Raw genomic sequence first — 16884 nt, forward strand, 5'->3', positions numbered from 1 at the left:
CCCCTCAACGGCGAGAGGGCGTGTCGGTTACTGCTTGCGCACCGGCGCATCGCCGGCGACGTAGTAGTCGGCGGTACTGCGCGGCAACGGCGCGCGCTGGCGAATGCGGTCGGCGATCTTTTCGGCGATCATGATGGTGGTGGCGTTCAGGTTGCCGGTAATGATCAGCGGCATAATCGACGCATCCACCACCCGCAATCCTTCCATGCCGTGCACCCGGCCCTGGCCGTCGACCACCGCCATCTCGTCTTCGCCCATCTTGCACGAGCAGGACGGGTGGAAGGCGGTTTCGGCGTGCTCGCGCACGAAGGCGTCCAGCTGCTCGTCGGTCTGCACCTCCGGCCCTGGGCTAATCTCGCGGCCGCGGTATTCGTCCAAGGCCGGCTGCGCCATGATTTCGCGCGTGATGCGGATAGCGTCGCGGAACTCCTGCCAATCCTGTTCGGTCGCCATGTAGTTGAACAGAATGCTCGGGTGCTGGCGCGGATCCTTCGACTTCACCTGCACCCGGCCGCGGCTCGGCGAACGCATCGAACCGACGTGGGCCTGGAAGCCATGCTCTTTCACCGCGTTGCTGCCGTTATAGTTAATCGCCACCGGCAGGAAGTGATACTGAATGTTCGGCCAGGCAAACTCTGCACGGCTGCGGATGAAACCGCCGGCCTCGAACTGGTTGCTGGCGCCGACGCCGGTGCCGTTGAACAGCCATTCCGCGCCGATTTTCGGCTGATTGAACCATTGCAACGCCGGGTACAGCGACACCGGTTTCTTACAGGCGTACTGCAGATACATCTCCAGGTGGTCCTGCAGGTTCTCTCCGACGCCCGGCAGATCGTGCACCACGTTGATGTCCAGACTTTTCAGCAGCGCCGCCGGGCCGACGCCCGAACGCTGCAGAATTTGCGGCGAGGCGATGGCGCCGGCGCACAGCAGCACTTCGCGGCGCGCTTTGGCATGGGTCAGTTGATTGCTGTCGCCCTGCAGATAGTTAACGCCCACTGCGCGCTTGCCGTCGAACACGATGTGGTCGGTCAGCGCATGGGTAACGATCTTCAGGTTCGGCCGTGAACGGGCCTGATCCAGATAACCGCGGGCGGTGCTGGCGCGGCGCCCTTTCGGCGTCACGGTGCGGTCCATCGGGCCGAACCCTTCCTGCTGATAGCCGTTCAGATCGTCGGTGCGCGGATAGCCCGCCTGCACGCCGGCTTCCACCATGGCGTGGAACAGTTCGTTGTTACCGACCTTCGGCGTGGTGACGCTCACCGGGCCATCGCCGCCGTGGTAATCGTTCGGGCCAATATCGCGCGTTTCCGCCTTGCGGAAATACGGCAGGCAGTCCAGATAGGTCCAGTCTTCCAGACCCGGCGCCTTGGCCCAGTTGTCGAAGTCCATCGCGTTGCCGCGAATGTAACACATGCCGTTGATCAGGGATGAACCGCCCAGCCCTTTGCCGCGGCCGCATTCCATCCGGCGGTTGTTCATGTGCGGCTCAGGATCGGTTTCATACGCCCAGTTATAGCGGCGGCCCTGCAGCGGAAACGCCAGCGCGGCCGGCATCTGGGTACGGAAATCCATCCGGTAATCCGGGCCGCCGGCTTCCAGCAGCAGGACGCTGACGTCGGCGTCCTCGGTCAATCGGGTGGCTAACACGTTGCCGGCTGAACCGGCACCGATAATGATGTAGTCAAATTCCATTCATTATCTCCTTACTTTATAGAGGCCTGGTCAGGCAAAGACGCGAAGCGCGGCTCGGCAACAGGCTGTGTATTTGGGCGCTCTAGAGATTGTCGGCCGCAGCCAACGCGGCTGCGGCTCGAAAGACGACGGGAAGATCAGAATACCGAGGCGTATTCGCCCAGCTCGACCTGCACCGATTTGATCTGGGTGTAGTGTTCCAGCGTCGTCAGGCCGTTCTCGCGGCCGACGCCGGACTGCTTGTAGCCGCCGACCGGCATTTCCGCCGCCGACTCGCCCCAGGTGTTGATCCAGCAAATGCCGGCTTCCAACTGGTGGATCACGCGGTGCGCGCGGGCCAGATCGTGGGTCACCACGCCCGCGGCCAGGCCGAAGGTGGTGTCGTTGGCGCGGCGCACCACTTCCTCTTCGCTCTGGTAGCTGAGGATGCTCATCACCGGCCCGAAGATCTCCTCGCGCACGATTTCCATATCGTCGCGGCAGTCGCTGAACACCGTCGGCGCCACATAAGCGCCCTTGCCGAATTCGCCGTGGGTGACGCGTTCGCCGCCGCACAGCAGGCGCGCGCCGCTGTTTTTGCCGCTCTCGATAAAGCGCAGCACCGATTCCATGTGCGCAAAGCTGACCAGCGGCCCGAAGTTGGTCTGCGGATCGGTCGGGTCACCGAGGCGAATGCGCTTCACGCGCTCGAGGATTTTCGCCTCAAACTGCGCCTGCAGCGCCGCCGGCACGAAGACGCGGGTGCCGTTGGTGCACACCTGGCCGGAACTGTAGAAGTTGGCCATCATGGCGATATCGGCGGCGCGATCCAGATCGGCGTCGTCGAAGATAATCAGCGGCGATTTGCCGCCCAACTCCATGGTGACTTCCTTCAGCGTCGAACCCGACGCGTTGGCCATCACCTTCTTGCCGGTTTTCACCCCGCCGGTGAAAGAGACTTTGGCGATGCCCGGATGGTCGGTCAGGTACTGCCCCACTTCCGCCCCGCTGCCGGTCACCACGTTGAACACGCCGTCCGGCAGGCCGGCTTCGGTGTAGATTTCCGCCAGCTTCAACGCCGTCAATGACGTGACTTCACTCGGCTTGAAGATCATCGCATTGCCCGCCGCCAGGGCCGGCGCGGACTTCCACAGCGCGATTTGAATCGGGTAGTTCCAGGCGCCGATGCCGGCCACCACGCCCAGCGGCTCGCGGCGGGTGTAGACGAACGAGGTATCGCGCAGCGGGATCTGCTCGCCTTCAATGGCCGGGATCAGGCCGGCGTAGTACTCCAGCACGTCAGCGCCGGTGACGATATCCACCGCGGTGGTTTCCGACATCGCTTTGCCGGTATCCAGCGTTTCCAGCGCCGCCAGCTCATCGTTGCGCTCGCGCAGAATATCCACCGCGCGACGCAGGATGCGCGAACGCGCCATCGCCGTCATCGCCGCCCACACCTTCTGCCCGCTGGCCGCGCTGGCCACCGCACGATCGACGTCTTCAGCGCCGGCGGACTGGACTTCAGCCAGAACTTCGCCGTTCGCCGGGTTAATGGCGTTGAAGGTTTTTCCAGCGGTGCTGTCTACATAGGCGCCATGAATATAGAGCTTCTGCAAGCCAAAACGGGACATAGGATCTCCTTGAGTTATCCTCCGGGCGGCGTTTGCCCCCGGAGTTGGAACGTGATGTATTCGGTCGTGAGCGCCAGCGCCTGCGCCTGATTGAACGCGGAACCGCGCAGCGCGCTGCGCAGCCACAGCCCATCGATCAGCGCCGCCAGCCCCTTGGCCGCCAACCGCGCCTGCGGCTGCGGCATAACGCGGCGAAACTCGGCGCACAGGTTGGAATAGAGCCGACGGCCGTTCACCTGTTGCAAGCGGTTGAGCTGCGGCTGGTACAGACTGCTGGCCCAAAAGGCCAGCCAGGTCTTCATCGCCGCGCTGTTAATCTGGCTGTCGTCGAAGTTGCCGGCGACGATCGCCTGCAGCCGCGCCGCCGGGCTGTTGTCGGTCAGCGCCTGCAGCCGCAGCTTCACCGCCTCGCCCAGATGGCTGATCAGATAGCGCATCGTGGCTTCCAGCAGGCCGTTCTTATCCTTGAAATAATGGCTGATGATGCCGTTGGAAACGCCGGCCCGCCGCGCGATCTGCGCGATGGTGGCGTCATGCATTCCCACTTCGTTTACCGCGGCGAGCGTGGCATCAATCAACTGCTGCCTTCTGATTGGCTGCATTCCTACCTTTGGCATATTTCGACTCTCACAAAACCGACTTCGGCCTTATCTCAGCGGGCAAATTTCACTGCCGTTTCGCCCGTGATTCAGGTCATCATGAGGACTATTAAACTTTTTTTTGATTGAACGTTCAATAAAAATTGCATATATTTTATTGCCGCCTGGTTAAAAAAATGTATTTTCTGGTTGTGGAACTGGCTGATTTTTGTGAGGTAATTAACGAATCTGACCAAAATCAGTGGCTGTAAGCGGTTCCCGCCGCGAAGCGCTCCGGTGCTTCATAAGCAGGCGAAAGCGGCATCGTTCAGGCCATTCCCATGGGGATGGCCGCCGCCTTCATTCGCCCGTTTTCCGGCGGCGCCAACGCGCCCCGAAATGCGGAGCGGCACGATTTTACTCAGTTCAGAGGATGACGATGACAACACGCGAAACCTCCTCCAAACCGCAGCAGGACCGCCTCAACCCTGTGGTTTTCTTCACCTCGGCGGGGCTGATCCTGGCCTTCTCGCTGATGACCATCTTTTTCACCGACTTCTCCGGGCAGTGGATCACCCGCACGCTGAATTGGGTGTCGACCACCTTCGGTTGGTACTACCTGCTGGCGGCGACGCTGTACATCGTGTTCGTGGTGTTTATCGCCGCCTCGCGCTTCGGTTCTATCAAGCTCGGGCCGGAACAGTCCAAACCGGAGTTCAGCCTGATGAGTTGGGCGGCGATGCTGTTCGCCGCCGGCATCGGCATCGACCTGATGTTCTTCTCGGTCGCCGAGCCGGTGACCCAGTACATGATGCCGCCGGAAGGCGACGCGCAAACGCTGGAGGCCGCGCGCCAGGCGATGGTCTGGACGCTGTTCCACTACGGCCTGACCGGCTGGTCGATGTATGCGCTGATGGGCATCGCCCTCGGCTACTTCAGCTATCGCTACAATCTGCCGCTGACCATTCGCTCGGCGCTGTACCCGATCTTCGGTAAACGCATCAACGGCCCGATCGGCCATAGCGTGGACATCGCCGCGGTGCTCGGCACCATCTTCGGCATCGCCACCACGCTGGGCATTGGCGTGGTGCAGCTCAACTACGGCCTCAAGGTGCTGTTCGAGATCCCGGAAAACCTGACGGTGCAGGGCTCGCTGATCCTGCTGTCGGTGATCATGGCCACCATCTCGGTCACCTCGGGGGTCAACAAGGGCATCCGCATCCTGTCCGAGCTGAACGTGCTGCTGGCGCTGGGTCTGATCCTGTTCGTGCTGTTCTTCGGCGACACCGAGTTCCTGCTCAACGCGCTGGTGCTTAACGTCGGCGATTACGTCAACCGCTTTATGGGCATGACGCTCAACAGCTTCGCGTTCGATCGGCCGGTGGAGTGGATGAACAACTGGACGCTGTTCTTCTGGGCCTGGTGGGTGGCGTGGTCGCCGTTCGTCGGCCTATTCCTGGCGCGCATCTCGCGCGGGCGCACCATTCGCCAGTTCGTGGTCGGCACGCTGATCATTCCGTTCGTGTTCACCCTGCTGTGGCTGTCTATCTTCGGCAACAGCGCGCTGTATCAGATCATTCACGGCAACGCCGAGTTCGCGCAGGAAGTGATGCAGTTCCCGGAGCGCGGCTTCTACAGCCTGCTGGCGCAATACCCCGGCTTCACCTTCAGCGCCTCGGTGGCCACCATCACCGGCCTGCTGTTCTACGTCACCTCGGCGGACTCCGGCTCGCTGGTGCTGGGTAACTTCACCTCGCGCCTGGCCGATATCAATAATGATGCGCCGAACTGGCTGCGGATTTTCTGGTCGGTGGCCATCGGCCTGCTGACCATCGGCATGCTGATGACCGACGGCGTGCCGGCGCTGCAGAAAACCACGGTGATCATGGGCCTGCCGTTCAGCTTCGTGATCTTCTTCGTGATGGCCGGGCTGTACAAATCGCTGCGGGTGGAGGACTACCGCAAGGCCAGCGCGCTCAGCACCCTGGCGCCGGTGCCGGTCTCCAGCCACGACGTGCTCAACTGGAAACAGCGTCTGTCGCGGGTGATGAACTACCCGGGCACGCAGTACACGCAGAAAATGTTGGATAAGGTTTGCCGTCCGGCGATGCAGGACGTGGCGCGCGAGCTGGAGTTGCGCGGCGCGAAAGTGGAGTTCAGCGAAGTGCCGCCGACCGAAGACGAACGCCTGAACCACCTGGAGCTGCTGGTGCACCTGGGCGAGGAACAGAACTTTATCTATCAGATCTGGCCGATGCGCTACTCGGTGCCGGGCTTCACCTACCGTGCCCGCTCCGGCAAGTCGCACTACTACCGGCTGGAAACCTTCCTGATGGAAGGCACCCAGGGCAACGACCTGATGGACTACAGCAAGGAACAGGTGATTGGCGATATTCTCGACCAGTACGAGAAGCACCTGAACTTCCTGCACATTCATCGCGAAGCGCCGGGGGGCACCCTGACCTTCCCGGATATGTGACGGCCGAGAAATATCCAGAGGGCGTAGCCAGGCTACGCCCTTTTTTATGCCTGCTCGGCCGGCAAATCGGCCTTCAGCAGCACCAGGGAGCCGGCCAGCAACACCAGATCCTTGATTAAAAAGCTGGTGGCCCCGGCCATGGCGGGAAAACCGCCGGCGGAGGGCTCCCAGGCGCCCGGCGTGGAAAAGATCAGCGTCAGCGTGGTCAGGTAGGTCACCGTCGATCCGATCGCCCCCAGCAAACCCAGACGCCGCGACCAGAATCCCGCCAGCAGCAGTAAACCGAAGCTCCATTCGGCGACGCCCAATGCATAACTGGCGCCGCGAATGCCGAACGCCTGATGCATCCAGCTCAGCAGCGGGCTGTTGCCGATCAGCGGCACCAGCCCCTGCGCCTCATAATCAAACCATTTGGCGTAGCCGAAGGCGGCGAAGATCACCACCAGCGCCGCGCGCATAAAGATAACGTCCCCGTTCGAGCGCCGAAAGCGCCGCAGCCATGTCGCCAACATCATCCTCTCTCCTTATGTTGCCCGCAGCCGCCGCGGTTTGCCGCTTGCGGCCGCGGGATGAGGCGGCTTAGTGCCCCATCGCATCCTTTTTCATCTCGTCTTTCTTCATGCCGTCTTTGGCCATACTGTCTTTCGCCATGCCATCCTTTTTCATGGCGTCTTTGCCCATTTTGTCTTTCTTCATGCAGTCCTTGCCCATGCACTCTTTCTTCATCCCATCTTTCGCCATGCCGTCGTGCGACATCTGGCTCATGCCGTCCTTTTTCATCGCGTCTTTACTCATGCCGTCCGCGGCGTTGGCGCCGGCCACGCCCAGCATCAGCGCGCTGCACATCATCATTGCGAATAACTTTTTCATGGTATTTCCTTCCGTCATGTCAAAGGCACCGGAGTGCCGGAGAATGGCCGGCGGCCGCCTCAGCTGCCGCCAAACCAGTTGTAACCCTGGTCTTCCCAGTAACCGCCCGGGAAGCGGTTGGTGACCTCGATCACCTGAATGTGCTTCGGATTCTTGTAGCCCAGCTTGGTCGGCATGCGCAGCTTCATCGGATAGCCGTACTTGCGCGGCAAGGTCTGGCCATCGTAGGTCAGCGCGATAATCGTCTGCGGATGCAGCGCGGTGGCCATGTCGATACTGGTGTAATAGTCGTCGGCGCATTTAAAGCTGACGTAGCGGGCGCTCAGATCCGCGCCGATTACCTTAAGAAAGTTGGCGAACGGCACGCCGCCCCACTTGCCGATGGCGCTCCAACCCTCGACGCAAATATGACGCGTCACCTGGCTAACCTGCGCCATCCGATGCAGCTGCGGCAGGCTCCAGGCGCGCTTGTCCTGCACCAACCCCGCCACTTCCAGCCGATAGTCGTCGCCGTTGATGTCGGGCGCGTCCTCCTCGGCGTAAAAGGCGTTGAACGGGAATGGCCGGGTGATCATCGACTCCGGGTAGACCGGCGCCAGGCGATCGCCGTTGAACAGCCAGCCCTGCACCCGATCGTTGAGGCGCGAAATGCGGCTCAGCGCCTGCTCGACGTTGGCGTTGCCGCTGAGATCGCAGCCGGTAAGCATCGCGATACCGCCCAGCGTCAGGCCGTTGCGCAGAAAGCGGCGGCGGGACGACGCGGTCAACAAGCGCTGCGCTTCTTTGACGATCGCCTGCCCTTCAACGATCGTCATGATCTGTTTATCCTTTTTCATCGTGAACTCCTTAACGTCCGCGCAGCATGGCCAGCAGCGTGCGGGGCACCAGCGCCACCATCACCAAATGGATCGCGACGAAGGCCACCAGCGCCGACATGGCGAAAAAGTGGATATAGCGCGCCGCCTCATAGCCGCCGAGCAGCGTGCGCAGCAGCGGAAACTGCACCGATTTCCACAGCACTAGCCCGGACAGCGCGCTCAGCACGCCGAGGAGCATCACCGACAGATAGGCCACGCGCTGCACCATGTTGTAGTGGCGCAGGTCGGCGTGCTGCAGCCTGCCGCGCAGCGCCGCGCCGACATCGGCGAGAAACTGCTTCGGGCTGAGCGGCCAATATTTGCGTTTGAAGCGCCCGCTGGCGAGGTTCAGCAGCAGGTAACACAGTCCGTTGACGCCAAACAGCCACATGCCGGCGAAGTGCCACTGCAGCGCGCCGCCCAGCCAGCCGCCGAGCGTCAGCTCGTTGAAAAAGCTGAAGTTGAACAGCGGCGAAGCGTTGTAGATGCGCCAACCGCTGGTCACCATGATCAGCATCGCCAGCGCATTCAGCCAATGCGTTAACCGCAGCCACAGCGGATGTACGGTCTGTCGTTGTTCCGGGGTGAGGGTGAGGCTCATAACGATTCCTGCCAGCTAACGATGCGATGAACCGAGTATTCCCCGGATTTGTTCCCCAAGACCTCACGTAAAGTTAAATAAAATGTGATAACTCCGCCGGTGGCGGTTGTGTAGACTTCAGAGAGAATCGGGCTAATCAGCGGTAATGAGAATGGACAAGCCAAAACGAATTTTGATCGTCGAGGACGACGGCGACATCGCCGAGCTGCTGCAGCTGCATCTGCGTGACGAGGGTTACGCCATCAGCCACGCCGCCGACGGCAATCAGGGCATGGCGATGCTGGAACAGGGCGGCTGGGACGCCTTGATCCTCGATCTGATGCTGCCGGGCGTGGACGGATTGGAGATTTGCCGCCGGGCGCGCACCATGACGCGCTACACGCCGCTCATCATCACCAGCGCGCGCTCCAGCGAGGTGCACCGCGTGCTGGGGCTGGAGCTGGGCGCCGACGACTATCTGGCCAAACCCTTTTCCATGCTGGAGCTGGTGGCGCGGGTCAAGGCGCTGTTTCGCCGCCAGGAAGCGATGAGCCGCAACCTGCGCATGGACGCCGGCGCGCTCAGCTTCAACGATCTGACCATCGATCCCATCGCCCGCGAAGTGCGCCTGCACCAACAGCCGATCGAGCTGACGCCGCGCGAATTCGACCTGCTGTACTTTTTCGCCCGCCACCCGGGCCAGGTGTTCTCGCGCCTCAGCCTGTTGAATCAGGTCTGGGGCTATCAGCACGAGGGGTATGAGCACACCGTCAACACCCATATCAACCGGCTGCGCATCAAGATCGAGCGCAACCCGGCGGAACCCGAGCGCATCCTCACGGTGTGGGGCATGGGCTATAAATTCGCGGCCGCGCCGCAAGAGTGAGCCATGAAAAACCTTACGTTAGCGCAACGCCTCACGATTATCTTCGCGCTGCTGATCGTCATCGGCTGCGCCTTTTCCGGCTGGATGCAGGTGCGCAGCAATACCCAGTACAGCCAGGCGGTGATACAGCGCCTGTCCGGCAACCTGGCGCAGCATATCGCCGACAGCAATCCGCTGCTGGGGGTGAACGGGCCGGATCCACAGGCGGTGCATACCCTGTTCGATCAGCTGATGGCAGTGAACCCCAGCGTTGAGGTTTATCTGCTCGACAAACAGGGCGCAATCATCGGCAACGCCGCGCCGGCCGGGCATCTGAAGCGGCAGCGGGTCGCGCTGGCGCCGCTGCAGGCGCTGCTCGATGGCGCGCAGATGCCGGTGTACGGCGACGATCCGCGCAGCGCGGACGGGCGCAAGGTGTTCAGCGTTGCGCCGCTGAAGGTCGACGGCAGGGTCGAGGGCTATCTGTATGTGGTCTTGCTCGGTGAAGAGTACACGGCGCTGGCCAGCAACGCCCAGTTCAACTCGGCGGCCAGGATGGCGCTGTGGACCTCCGGGGTGATGGTGCTGTTCAGCCTGCTGGCCGGCGGTTTCGCGTTCTACTGGGTCACTCGCCCCATCCGGCGCCTGACCCGTCAGGTCAATGCGCTGGACAGCGGCGGCATTGAGGCCGTGCAGGCCTACGCGGCGCTACCGGCGGTGCCGGCCGGGCGCGACGAGGTCAGCCAGCTGCAACAGGCCTTCCACCGCATGGCGCAGCGCCTCGCCGAACAGTGGCAAACGCTGGCGCAGCAGGATCGGCTGCGGCGCGAATTCATCGCCAACGTCTCGCACGATCTGCGCACCCCGCTCACCTCGCTGCACGGCTATCTGGAAACGCTGTCGGTCAAGGCCGCCACCCTGAGCGACGCCGATCGGCGGCGCTATCTGGAGATCGCGCTGGCGCAGAGCCGCAAGGTGGGCAAGCTGGCGCAGGAGCTGTTCGAGTTGGCGCGGCTGGAATATGGCGTGGTGAAACCGCAGAAAGAACCCTTCTCCCTCAGCGAGCTGCTGCAGGACGTGTTCCAGAAGTTCGAGCTGGCGGCGGAGGCGCGCAACCAGCGGCTGCACGCCGACATCGCCCCCGGCGTGCCGCCGGTGTTCGCCGATCTCAGCATGATTGAGCGGGTGCTGACCAACCTGTTGGACAACGCCATTCGCCATACGCCACCCGGCGGCGACATCGGCGTGCGGCTGTGGCGGCAGGAAGACCAGGTGATGGTGCAGGTCAGCGACAGCGGCCCCGGCATTCCGCAGACGCTGCGCGCCGATCTGTTCGTGCGGCCGTCTATCCTGAGCGGCGCCCGACGCCCCGCCGGTGGGCTGGGGTTAATGATCGTGCGGCGCATTCTGCAACTGCACGACAGCGACATTCAGCTGATAGAACAACCACAAAGCGGCGCCTGCTTCCGCTTTGCCATTCCGCCGCGTTAATCCGGCATATCGGTTATTGCGCTAGCGGGAACCGCAGGCTGAAAATGAGGCTGGCGACAGGCGCGCGCTCGATACATTCGGCGCGCACCTCACCGCCGTGCAGCGTCATGATGGCGCGCACGATGGACAGCCCGAGGCCGCTGGCGTGGCTGCCGGCGCTGCGCGCGGGATCGGCGCGGTAGAAACGATCGAACAGCTTTTCCAGATGCGCCGGCGCGATCGGCGGCCCCTGATTGATGACCTGCACCCACCAGGCATCGGCACGCCGTTCAGCCCGCAACACGATCAGGCTGTTTTCATCAGCATAACGTACCGCGTTGGCCACCAGGTTGCTCAGCGCCCGCTGGAACAACATCGCGTCCGCCTTCAGCGCGCCTTCCCCTTCGCAGCTCAGCGCGATGCCGCGTTCTTCCGCCAGCCCTTCGAAGTAATCCGCCACCCGCCGCAGCTCGGTCGCCACCTCCAGACGACTGTAGTTCAGCGCGGACTGCGCCTCACCGGCGCGCGCCAGAAACAGGATGTTTTCCACCATGCGCGAAATACGCTCCAGCTCGTCCATATTGTTCGACAATAGGGTTTCGTACTCCTCCACGCTGCGGGGTTGATACAGCGCCACCTGACACTGGCCCATCAACGCGCCCACCGGCGTGCGGATCTCATGGGCCAGATCGGCGGAAAACTGCGTCAGCCGCTGATAGCCTTCATTCAACCGATCGAGCATCGCATTGAACGACCGGGTCAGCTGCTGCAACTCCTTCGGCGCTCCCTGTTCGCTGAGGCGAGTGGACAATGTATTGGGCGCGATCTCGGACGCCTGCGCCGCCATGCGCCATAGCGGCTTCAATCCCCGGCGCATGACCCCATAGCCCAGCAGCGCAATCAGCAGGAAAGCCACAATGACCGCCGCGACAATGCGCCACAGGTAACGCGCCAGCATCTTCTGCTCGTTGACCATGACGTGCGCAGCGGAGATCTGCAGCAAACTGCCGTCTTCCAGACGCACCATCGCCGATGCCGCGCGCAGCGGCACCCCCTGCGCCGTCTCCCCGCCGCGCACGGCGGCCAGCGTCTGAGCCTGTTCGGGCGGCGTCGGCGCGATCGGCGGCAGGGCCACCCTGGCCGGATTCACATTGATGAGCGGTTTTTGCCCCGGAATTTGGAAAATCAACACATCCTGTTCATTGCCCAGCATATTTTCGAACAGGCCGTTATTGGCGGTCAGGCGCGCCAAAGGAAAGCGCTGCCCCAGTAAATGGCGGAAATACTCTACGCGCCCGGTCACCTGCAGATCGCTGCGGAGCGTCATTTCCTGGCGCATCGCGCCGAACAGATACCAGCCTGCCCCGCTCACCACGCAGGCGGCCACCAGCGCGAACAGCGTGGCGGTGCGCAGCGTCAGCGACACCGGCCGACGTGAAGCTCGGGCGTTCACGAGCGCGGCTCGCAAACATAGCCGATGCCGCGCACGCTGTGGATCAGCTTGACGTCGAACGGCCGGTCGATTTTGGCGCGCAGGCGTTTGATCGCCACGTCAACCACATTGGTGTCGCTGTCGAAATTCATGTCCCACACCTGAGAGGCGATCTGCGTGCGCGACAGCACTTCGCCTTCGCGCCGCACCAGTAGATGCAACAGCATGAATTCTTTATTGGTCAACGGGATCACCTGATCCTGGCGCACCGCCCGGCGGCGCAACACGTCCAACTGCAGATCGGCGATAGCGTAATGATCGGCTTCGCGCGCCGGCCCGCGGCGCAGCAAGGTGCGCAAACGCAGCACCAGCTCGGTAAAGGAAAACGGTTTGATAAGATAGTCGTCCGCGCCCAGCTCCAGACCGTGGATGCGATCCTGCACGCCATCGCGGGCGGTGAGAAACAGGATCGGCACGTCGCTTTTCTTGCGCAATACCTCGATGATCTGCCAGCCATCCAGCCCCGGCAGCATGACATCGAGCACGATCGCATCGTAGTCCTGCTCCAACGCGCGAAACAGCCCGTCGGTGCCGTTGCGCGCCAAATCGACGCTGTAGCCCGCTTCCCCCAGCCCTTTCTTCAGGTAATCCCCTGTGCCGATATCGTCTTCAACTACCAGTATTCGCATGCTCGCCACCTCGTTACGTCTGCAAAAATACTAGCAGCTTCGGCGGACAAACTTGATGACATTAATGTCATCAAACGGCCATGGCGCTGACCCAGTAGGTCAACCATGCTTAACCGGCAAACTCATTTCAGGAGAACGTTATGATTACCCGTCATCGTATAGCCGGTTTACTGTTGTCCACGTTACTGCTTTCCAGCGGATTGGCCGCCGCCGCCCAAACGCCGGGCAAGGTGATTGCGCCGCTGCGCGGCACCATCACGCAGGTTACCGACGGTAATCTGCAGCTGACCGACCGCAAGGGCGAGACACTCAGCGTCAAGCTGAACGATCAAACTAAAGTGCTCAGCGTTTCCAAAGCCACGCTGGACGATATCAAACCGGACAGCTTTATCGGCACCGCCGCCGTGCCGCAGCCGGACGGCACGCTCAAGGCACTGGAAGTGCACGTGTTCGCCGCCAGCCTGCGCGGCACCGGCGAAGGGCATTCGGCCTGGGAATCCGCCGACGGCAAAGTGGATACCATGACCAACGGCACCGTCGGCAAACTGGTGAAATCCAACGGCCGCACCCTGACCGTCACTTACGGTAACCAGCAGAAAACCGTCGTCGTGCCGGAAGACGTGCCGATCGTGACGCTGGATCCGGGCGATCTGAGCCTGCTGAAACCGGGCGTGCACATCGTGCTGTTCTCCGCCGCCGACGATAAGGGCCAGCGCGTCGCCACGCGTATTTCCGCCGGCAAAGACGGCACCGTGCCGCCGATGTAACCGGAGGAATGCCATGAAGACCAACGCGTCGCCGCCGGTGCATCGCTGGCCGGTTCGAATCACTCATTGGATCAACCTGTTCGCCATGGTGTGCATGTTCATGAGCGGTTGGGAAATCTACAACGCCTCGCCGCTGTTCGATTTCCGCTTTCCGCCGCAGATGACGCTCGGCGGTTGGCTGGGCGGCGCGATTGGTTGGCATTTGGCGGTGATGTGGCTATTGGCGCTCAACGCCGTCTGCTATCTGCTGTGGAGCCTGTTCAGCGGCCATTTTCGCCGCGATCTGTTGCCGCTTCGCGCCGACGCGCTGCGGCAGGATATCTGGCTGGCGATGACGCTGCGCCTGCGCCACCGGCATGGCCGCTATAACGCCATTCAGAAACTGATGTACCTCGGCGTACTGGCGCTCGGCCTATTACTGGTGCTGTCCGGCCTGGCGATTTGGAAACCGGTTCAGCTGCAGGGATTGGTCGCGCTGTTTGGCGGCTTCGACTTCGCGCGCTACGTGCATTTCTTCGCCATGGCCGGCATCGGCCTGTTTGTGGTGATCCACGTCTTTATGGTGGTTGTCGTGCCCAAAACCCTGTGGGCGATGATAACGGGTGGCAAACATGAATGAGAAAAAACAGCGGGCAACCGCGCCGACGCTGGAACCGGACCAAAAAAAGCAGCTGGTCAATCTGCAGCGCCGGCTGATGTTGCGCTCCGGGCTGACGCTGGGCGGCATCGCCATGCTGACCGGGTGTAATCTGCAAGACGGCGATCGGGTGGATAAGGTGCTGTGGGCCATGTCGCGCTGGAACGACCGGGTGCAGGCCTGGCTGTTCAGCGGCCAGCGGTTGGCGCAAACTTACCGGCCGGACCAGATCACTCACCCTTTCCCCTTTAACGCATTTTACCCGGAATACAACGTCCCCGAGATCGATCTCGCCGGCTACCGGCTTGAGGTCGCGGGGAAAGTGGAGAAAAAAGCGCCCTGGACGCTGGAACAGCTGCAGCGGCTGCCGCAGCAAAGTCAGATCACGCGTCTGATCTGCATTGAGGGCTGGAGCGCCATTGGTCAATGGGGCGGCGTGCCGCTGCGCACCTTTCTGCAGCACGTCGGCGCGGATCTGAATGCCGGTTACGTCGGCTTCAAATGCGCCGATCGCTACTACGCCAGCCTCGACATGGCCACCGCGCTGCACCCGCAGACCATCCTGGCGTTGGATTTCGGCGGCAAGGCGCTGCCGGCGGACTACGGCTACCCGCTGCGGCTACGCGTGCCGACCAAGCTGGGGTTCAAAAACGCCAAACATATCGCCGCCATCTTCGTCAGCGACGTCAATCCGGGCGGCTATTGGGAGGATCAGGGCTACAACTGGTTCAGCGGCATTTAGTTTTGCGCGGCGCTGCGCACAACCTTCATCGGCGGCTGGAGGATCGTCTCCGCCGCGGTTAATAATCTGTTCGTCACAAAGGGGATAACTATAGGAAAAATAATAGTAAAAAGGATTTTATCATGGATATTGATGTGAGGGAGATCAATGCACGGCCTGTCACGGAGTATAGGTATCGAATAACGGTTTATAAAAAAGCCAGCAGCGTTGCTGCGTATTACCTTGATTTTAAAAAAGCGACGTTAAGGATGCGTCAATGGCTTATTGGGGCTTATCCTGCCTCGGAAGTATTGGACAATGCTTACGTCATGGAACTGTACGATGTAAGAGCATTGGAAAATCGCGCCGAAGTAACGAGATCCTTATTTGATACCTATACCAGGATGGCTTACACCCGGTATGAACGAGAACAACTCTTCATTAATGACATCGGCCTGGCGATCGTCACTTTTGTGACGCAATACCAAGCAAGATTAGTTTTCAGCGTACCGCTCAGGCCAGCGTTAGCCAGAATTTATGACTCGCTCTTGAAAAAACACGCGCATCGCGTACATTATTTGTACAACCAAGCGCTTATTGAGGACGGATTATATGTCATCGAAATCCCGCCTGTTAACGGCAGAATCCCACCCAACCCCTATGAGCATGAAGGAACGGCACCAAAAAGAGATGCAAGCCTTCCACGAAGAATGGGCTGAACAAAGGCGCCGCGAATGGCGTGAACGCGGCGGCGTTGAAGCCAGTGAACCGCCCGCACGTAGCATCGATACCGAACTTTCATCCTGATTCCGGTTCGTTCTTATTCTTCTTCTTCTTTTTCCGCCGTCAGCAATGCAATCCCCGCTTGCTCAATGGCCTCCCGCGCGGCGGCGGGCAACCCCTCATCGGTAATGATGGCGTCAAAGGCGGCGATCGGCAGCGCCAGATAGGTGGCGACTTTGCCGTATTTGGACGTATCGCTGAGCAGAATGCGGCGGCGGCTGGCCTCGACGATGGCCTTCTTCACCATCACCTTATCTTCGTTCGGCGTCGACAGGCCGCGCATGCTCCACGAAGAGGCGGAGATGAACGCCAGATCGATAAACAGACCGCGCAGCGCCTGCGCCGCCGCCTCGCCGACGCAGGAGCGGTTTTCCCGGCACACGGTGCCGCCGGTGTGGATGATTCGGCACTGGCTATGCTCTATCAGAAACCCGGCGATGACAAAGTCGTTGGTCACCACCGTCAAATCGTCACGTTCTCCGATCTGTTTCGCCAGCGCCAGCGTGGTGGTGCCAGCATCCAGATAGATACAGCTATTGGCGGGAATTTGCCGCGCCGCCAGCCGACCGATGGCGATTTTCTGCCGGCCGAACATCCCCTCTTTGGTCTGGTGAGAAGGTTCGCTCGCCACCCGTTCCGGCGCCTGCACACCGCCCGAGACCGACTGCACCGCCCCCTGCTCTTCCAGCTTTTGCACGTCACGGCGGATCGTCATATGCGACACCCCCAGCCGTTCGGTCAGCTCGGCGATACTGACGACGCCGCGTTCGGATACCAGCGCAAGAATTTGTTGATGGCGTTCTACAGGTATCACGGTTCCCTCTCGTTGCTGCGGTGATAATAATTGTGAT

Annotated in this window: 17 protein-coding genes; 7 read left to right on the top strand and 10 right to left on the bottom strand. The window is 61.4% G+C overall.

What is annotated here, in order from left to right; translation table 11 throughout:
- Positions 1 to 27 precede the first annotated feature (27 nt).
- The 3 genes from betA to betI form a co-directional block, all read right to left on the bottom strand.
- A complete protein-coding gene (gene betA, locus J0X03_RS16240) occupies positions 28 to 1695 on the bottom strand; it encodes a choline dehydrogenase (RefSeq protein WP_160204128.1) in 1668 nt (555 codons plus the stop codon).
- 137 nt (positions 1696 to 1832) lie between these two features.
- Positions 1833 to 3305 carry a betaine-aldehyde dehydrogenase gene (betB, locus tag J0X03_RS16245; RefSeq protein ID WP_016928486.1) on the bottom strand — a complete coding sequence of 491 codons (1473 nt, stop codon included), beginning with the start codon at positions 3303 to 3305 and terminating at the stop codon, positions 1833 to 1835.
- 14 nt (positions 3306 to 3319) lie between these two features.
- Positions 3320 to 3922 (bottom strand): transcriptional regulator BetI, encoded by a 603-nt coding sequence (betI, locus tag J0X03_RS16250; RefSeq protein ID WP_033642409.1) that lies wholly within the window; start codon positions 3920 to 3922, stop codon positions 3320 to 3322.
- Positions 3923 to 4322: 400 nt separating this feature from the next.
- Here betI and J0X03_RS16255 point away from each other — a divergent pair, with 400 nt between their 5' ends.
- Positions 4323 to 6362 carry a choline transporter gene (locus tag J0X03_RS16255; protein ID WP_004939112.1) on the top strand — a complete coding sequence of 680 codons (2040 nt, stop codon included), beginning with the start codon at positions 4323 to 4325 and terminating at the stop codon, positions 6360 to 6362.
- 44 nt (positions 6363 to 6406) lie between these two features.
- On the opposite strand, the gene J0X03_RS16260 is transcribed toward J0X03_RS16255, so the two are convergent.
- From J0X03_RS16260 to J0X03_RS16275, 4 genes are all read right to left on the bottom strand, one after another.
- On the bottom strand, positions 6407 to 6877 hold the full coding sequence (locus J0X03_RS16260; protein ID WP_004939115.1) for a YkgB family protein: 471 nt from the start codon (positions 6875 to 6877) through the stop codon (positions 6407 to 6409).
- Positions 6878 to 6941: 64 nt separating this feature from the next.
- The gene (locus J0X03_RS16265) at positions 6942 to 7232 is read right to left on the bottom strand and encodes a pentapeptide MXKDX repeat protein (protein ID WP_015377176.1); all 291 of its coding nucleotides are present in this window, start codon (positions 7230 to 7232) and stop codon (positions 6942 to 6944) included.
- Positions 7233 to 7291: 59 nt separating this feature from the next.
- Complete coding sequence (locus J0X03_RS16270) at positions 7292 to 8068, bottom strand: molybdopterin-dependent oxidoreductase (protein ID WP_046686687.1); 777 nt, start codon at positions 8066 to 8068, stop codon at positions 7292 to 7294.
- Positions 8069 to 8078: 10 nt separating this feature from the next.
- Positions 8079 to 8690 (bottom strand): cytochrome b/b6 domain-containing protein, encoded by a 612-nt coding sequence (locus J0X03_RS16275; protein ID WP_033650571.1) that lies wholly within the window; start codon positions 8688 to 8690, stop codon positions 8079 to 8081.
- Positions 8691 to 8841: 151 nt separating this feature from the next.
- Here J0X03_RS16275 and J0X03_RS16280 point away from each other — a divergent pair, with 151 nt between their 5' ends.
- Both J0X03_RS16280 and J0X03_RS16285 read left to right on the top strand, forming a co-directional pair.
- Positions 8842 to 9555 carry a response regulator transcription factor gene (locus J0X03_RS16280; protein WP_129993291.1) on the top strand — a complete coding sequence of 238 codons (714 nt, stop codon included), beginning with the start codon at positions 8842 to 8844 and terminating at the stop codon, positions 9553 to 9555.
- A 3-nt stretch (positions 9556 to 9558) separates the two neighbouring features.
- Entirely contained in the window at positions 9559 to 11025 is a 1467-nt protein-coding gene (locus J0X03_RS16285; protein WP_160204127.1) for a sensor histidine kinase, read from the top strand.
- A 13-nt stretch (positions 11026 to 11038) separates the two neighbouring features.
- Here J0X03_RS16285 and J0X03_RS16290 read toward each other — a convergent pair whose 3' ends face one another.
- On the bottom strand, positions 11039 to 12457 hold the full coding sequence (locus J0X03_RS16290; protein WP_128868846.1) for a heavy metal sensor histidine kinase: 1419 nt from the start codon (positions 12455 to 12457) through the stop codon (positions 11039 to 11041).
- Positions 12454 to 13125 carry a heavy metal response regulator transcription factor gene (locus tag J0X03_RS16295; RefSeq protein ID WP_047025026.1) on the bottom strand — a complete coding sequence of 224 codons (672 nt, stop codon included), beginning with the start codon at positions 13123 to 13125 and terminating at the stop codon, positions 12454 to 12456. The genes J0X03_RS16290 and J0X03_RS16295 overlap by 4 nt, the downstream gene beginning before the upstream one ends.
- A gap of 140 nt (positions 13126 to 13265) precedes the next feature.
- On the opposite strand from J0X03_RS16295, the gene J0X03_RS16300 reads away from it, so the two are divergent.
- From J0X03_RS16300 to J0X03_RS16315, 4 genes are all read left to right on the top strand, one after another.
- The gene (locus tag J0X03_RS16300) at positions 13266 to 13892 is read left to right on the top strand and encodes a hypothetical protein (RefSeq protein ID WP_160204126.1); all 627 of its coding nucleotides are present in this window, start codon (positions 13266 to 13268) and stop codon (positions 13890 to 13892) included.
- Positions 13893 to 13905: 13 nt separating this feature from the next.
- Positions 13906 to 14511 carry a cytochrome b/b6 domain-containing protein gene (locus J0X03_RS16305; protein WP_147880326.1) on the top strand — a complete coding sequence of 202 codons (606 nt, stop codon included), beginning with the start codon at positions 13906 to 13908 and terminating at the stop codon, positions 14509 to 14511.
- A complete protein-coding gene (locus J0X03_RS16310) occupies positions 14504 to 15271 on the top strand; it encodes a molybdopterin-dependent oxidoreductase (RefSeq protein WP_033650565.1) in 768 nt (255 codons plus the stop codon). The genes J0X03_RS16305 and J0X03_RS16310 overlap by 8 nt, the downstream gene beginning before the upstream one ends.
- 122 nt (positions 15272 to 15393) lie before the next feature.
- Entirely contained in the window at positions 15394 to 15969 is a 576-nt protein-coding gene (locus tag J0X03_RS16315; protein WP_160204125.1) for a hypothetical protein, read from the top strand.
- 101 nt (positions 15970 to 16070) lie between these two features.
- Here the strand turns inward: J0X03_RS16315 and ygbI are convergent, their stop codons facing one another.
- Complete coding sequence (gene ygbI / locus J0X03_RS16320; protein WP_033642400.1) at positions 16071 to 16847, bottom strand: DNA-binding transcriptional repressor YgbI; 777 nt, start codon at positions 16845 to 16847, stop codon at positions 16071 to 16073.
- Positions 16848 to 16884: the final 37 nt, after the last annotated feature.

Source organism: Serratia ureilytica (genome assembly GCF_017309605.1).
Lineage (GTDB): Bacteria > Pseudomonadota > Gammaproteobacteria > Enterobacterales > Enterobacteriaceae > Serratia > Serratia ureilytica.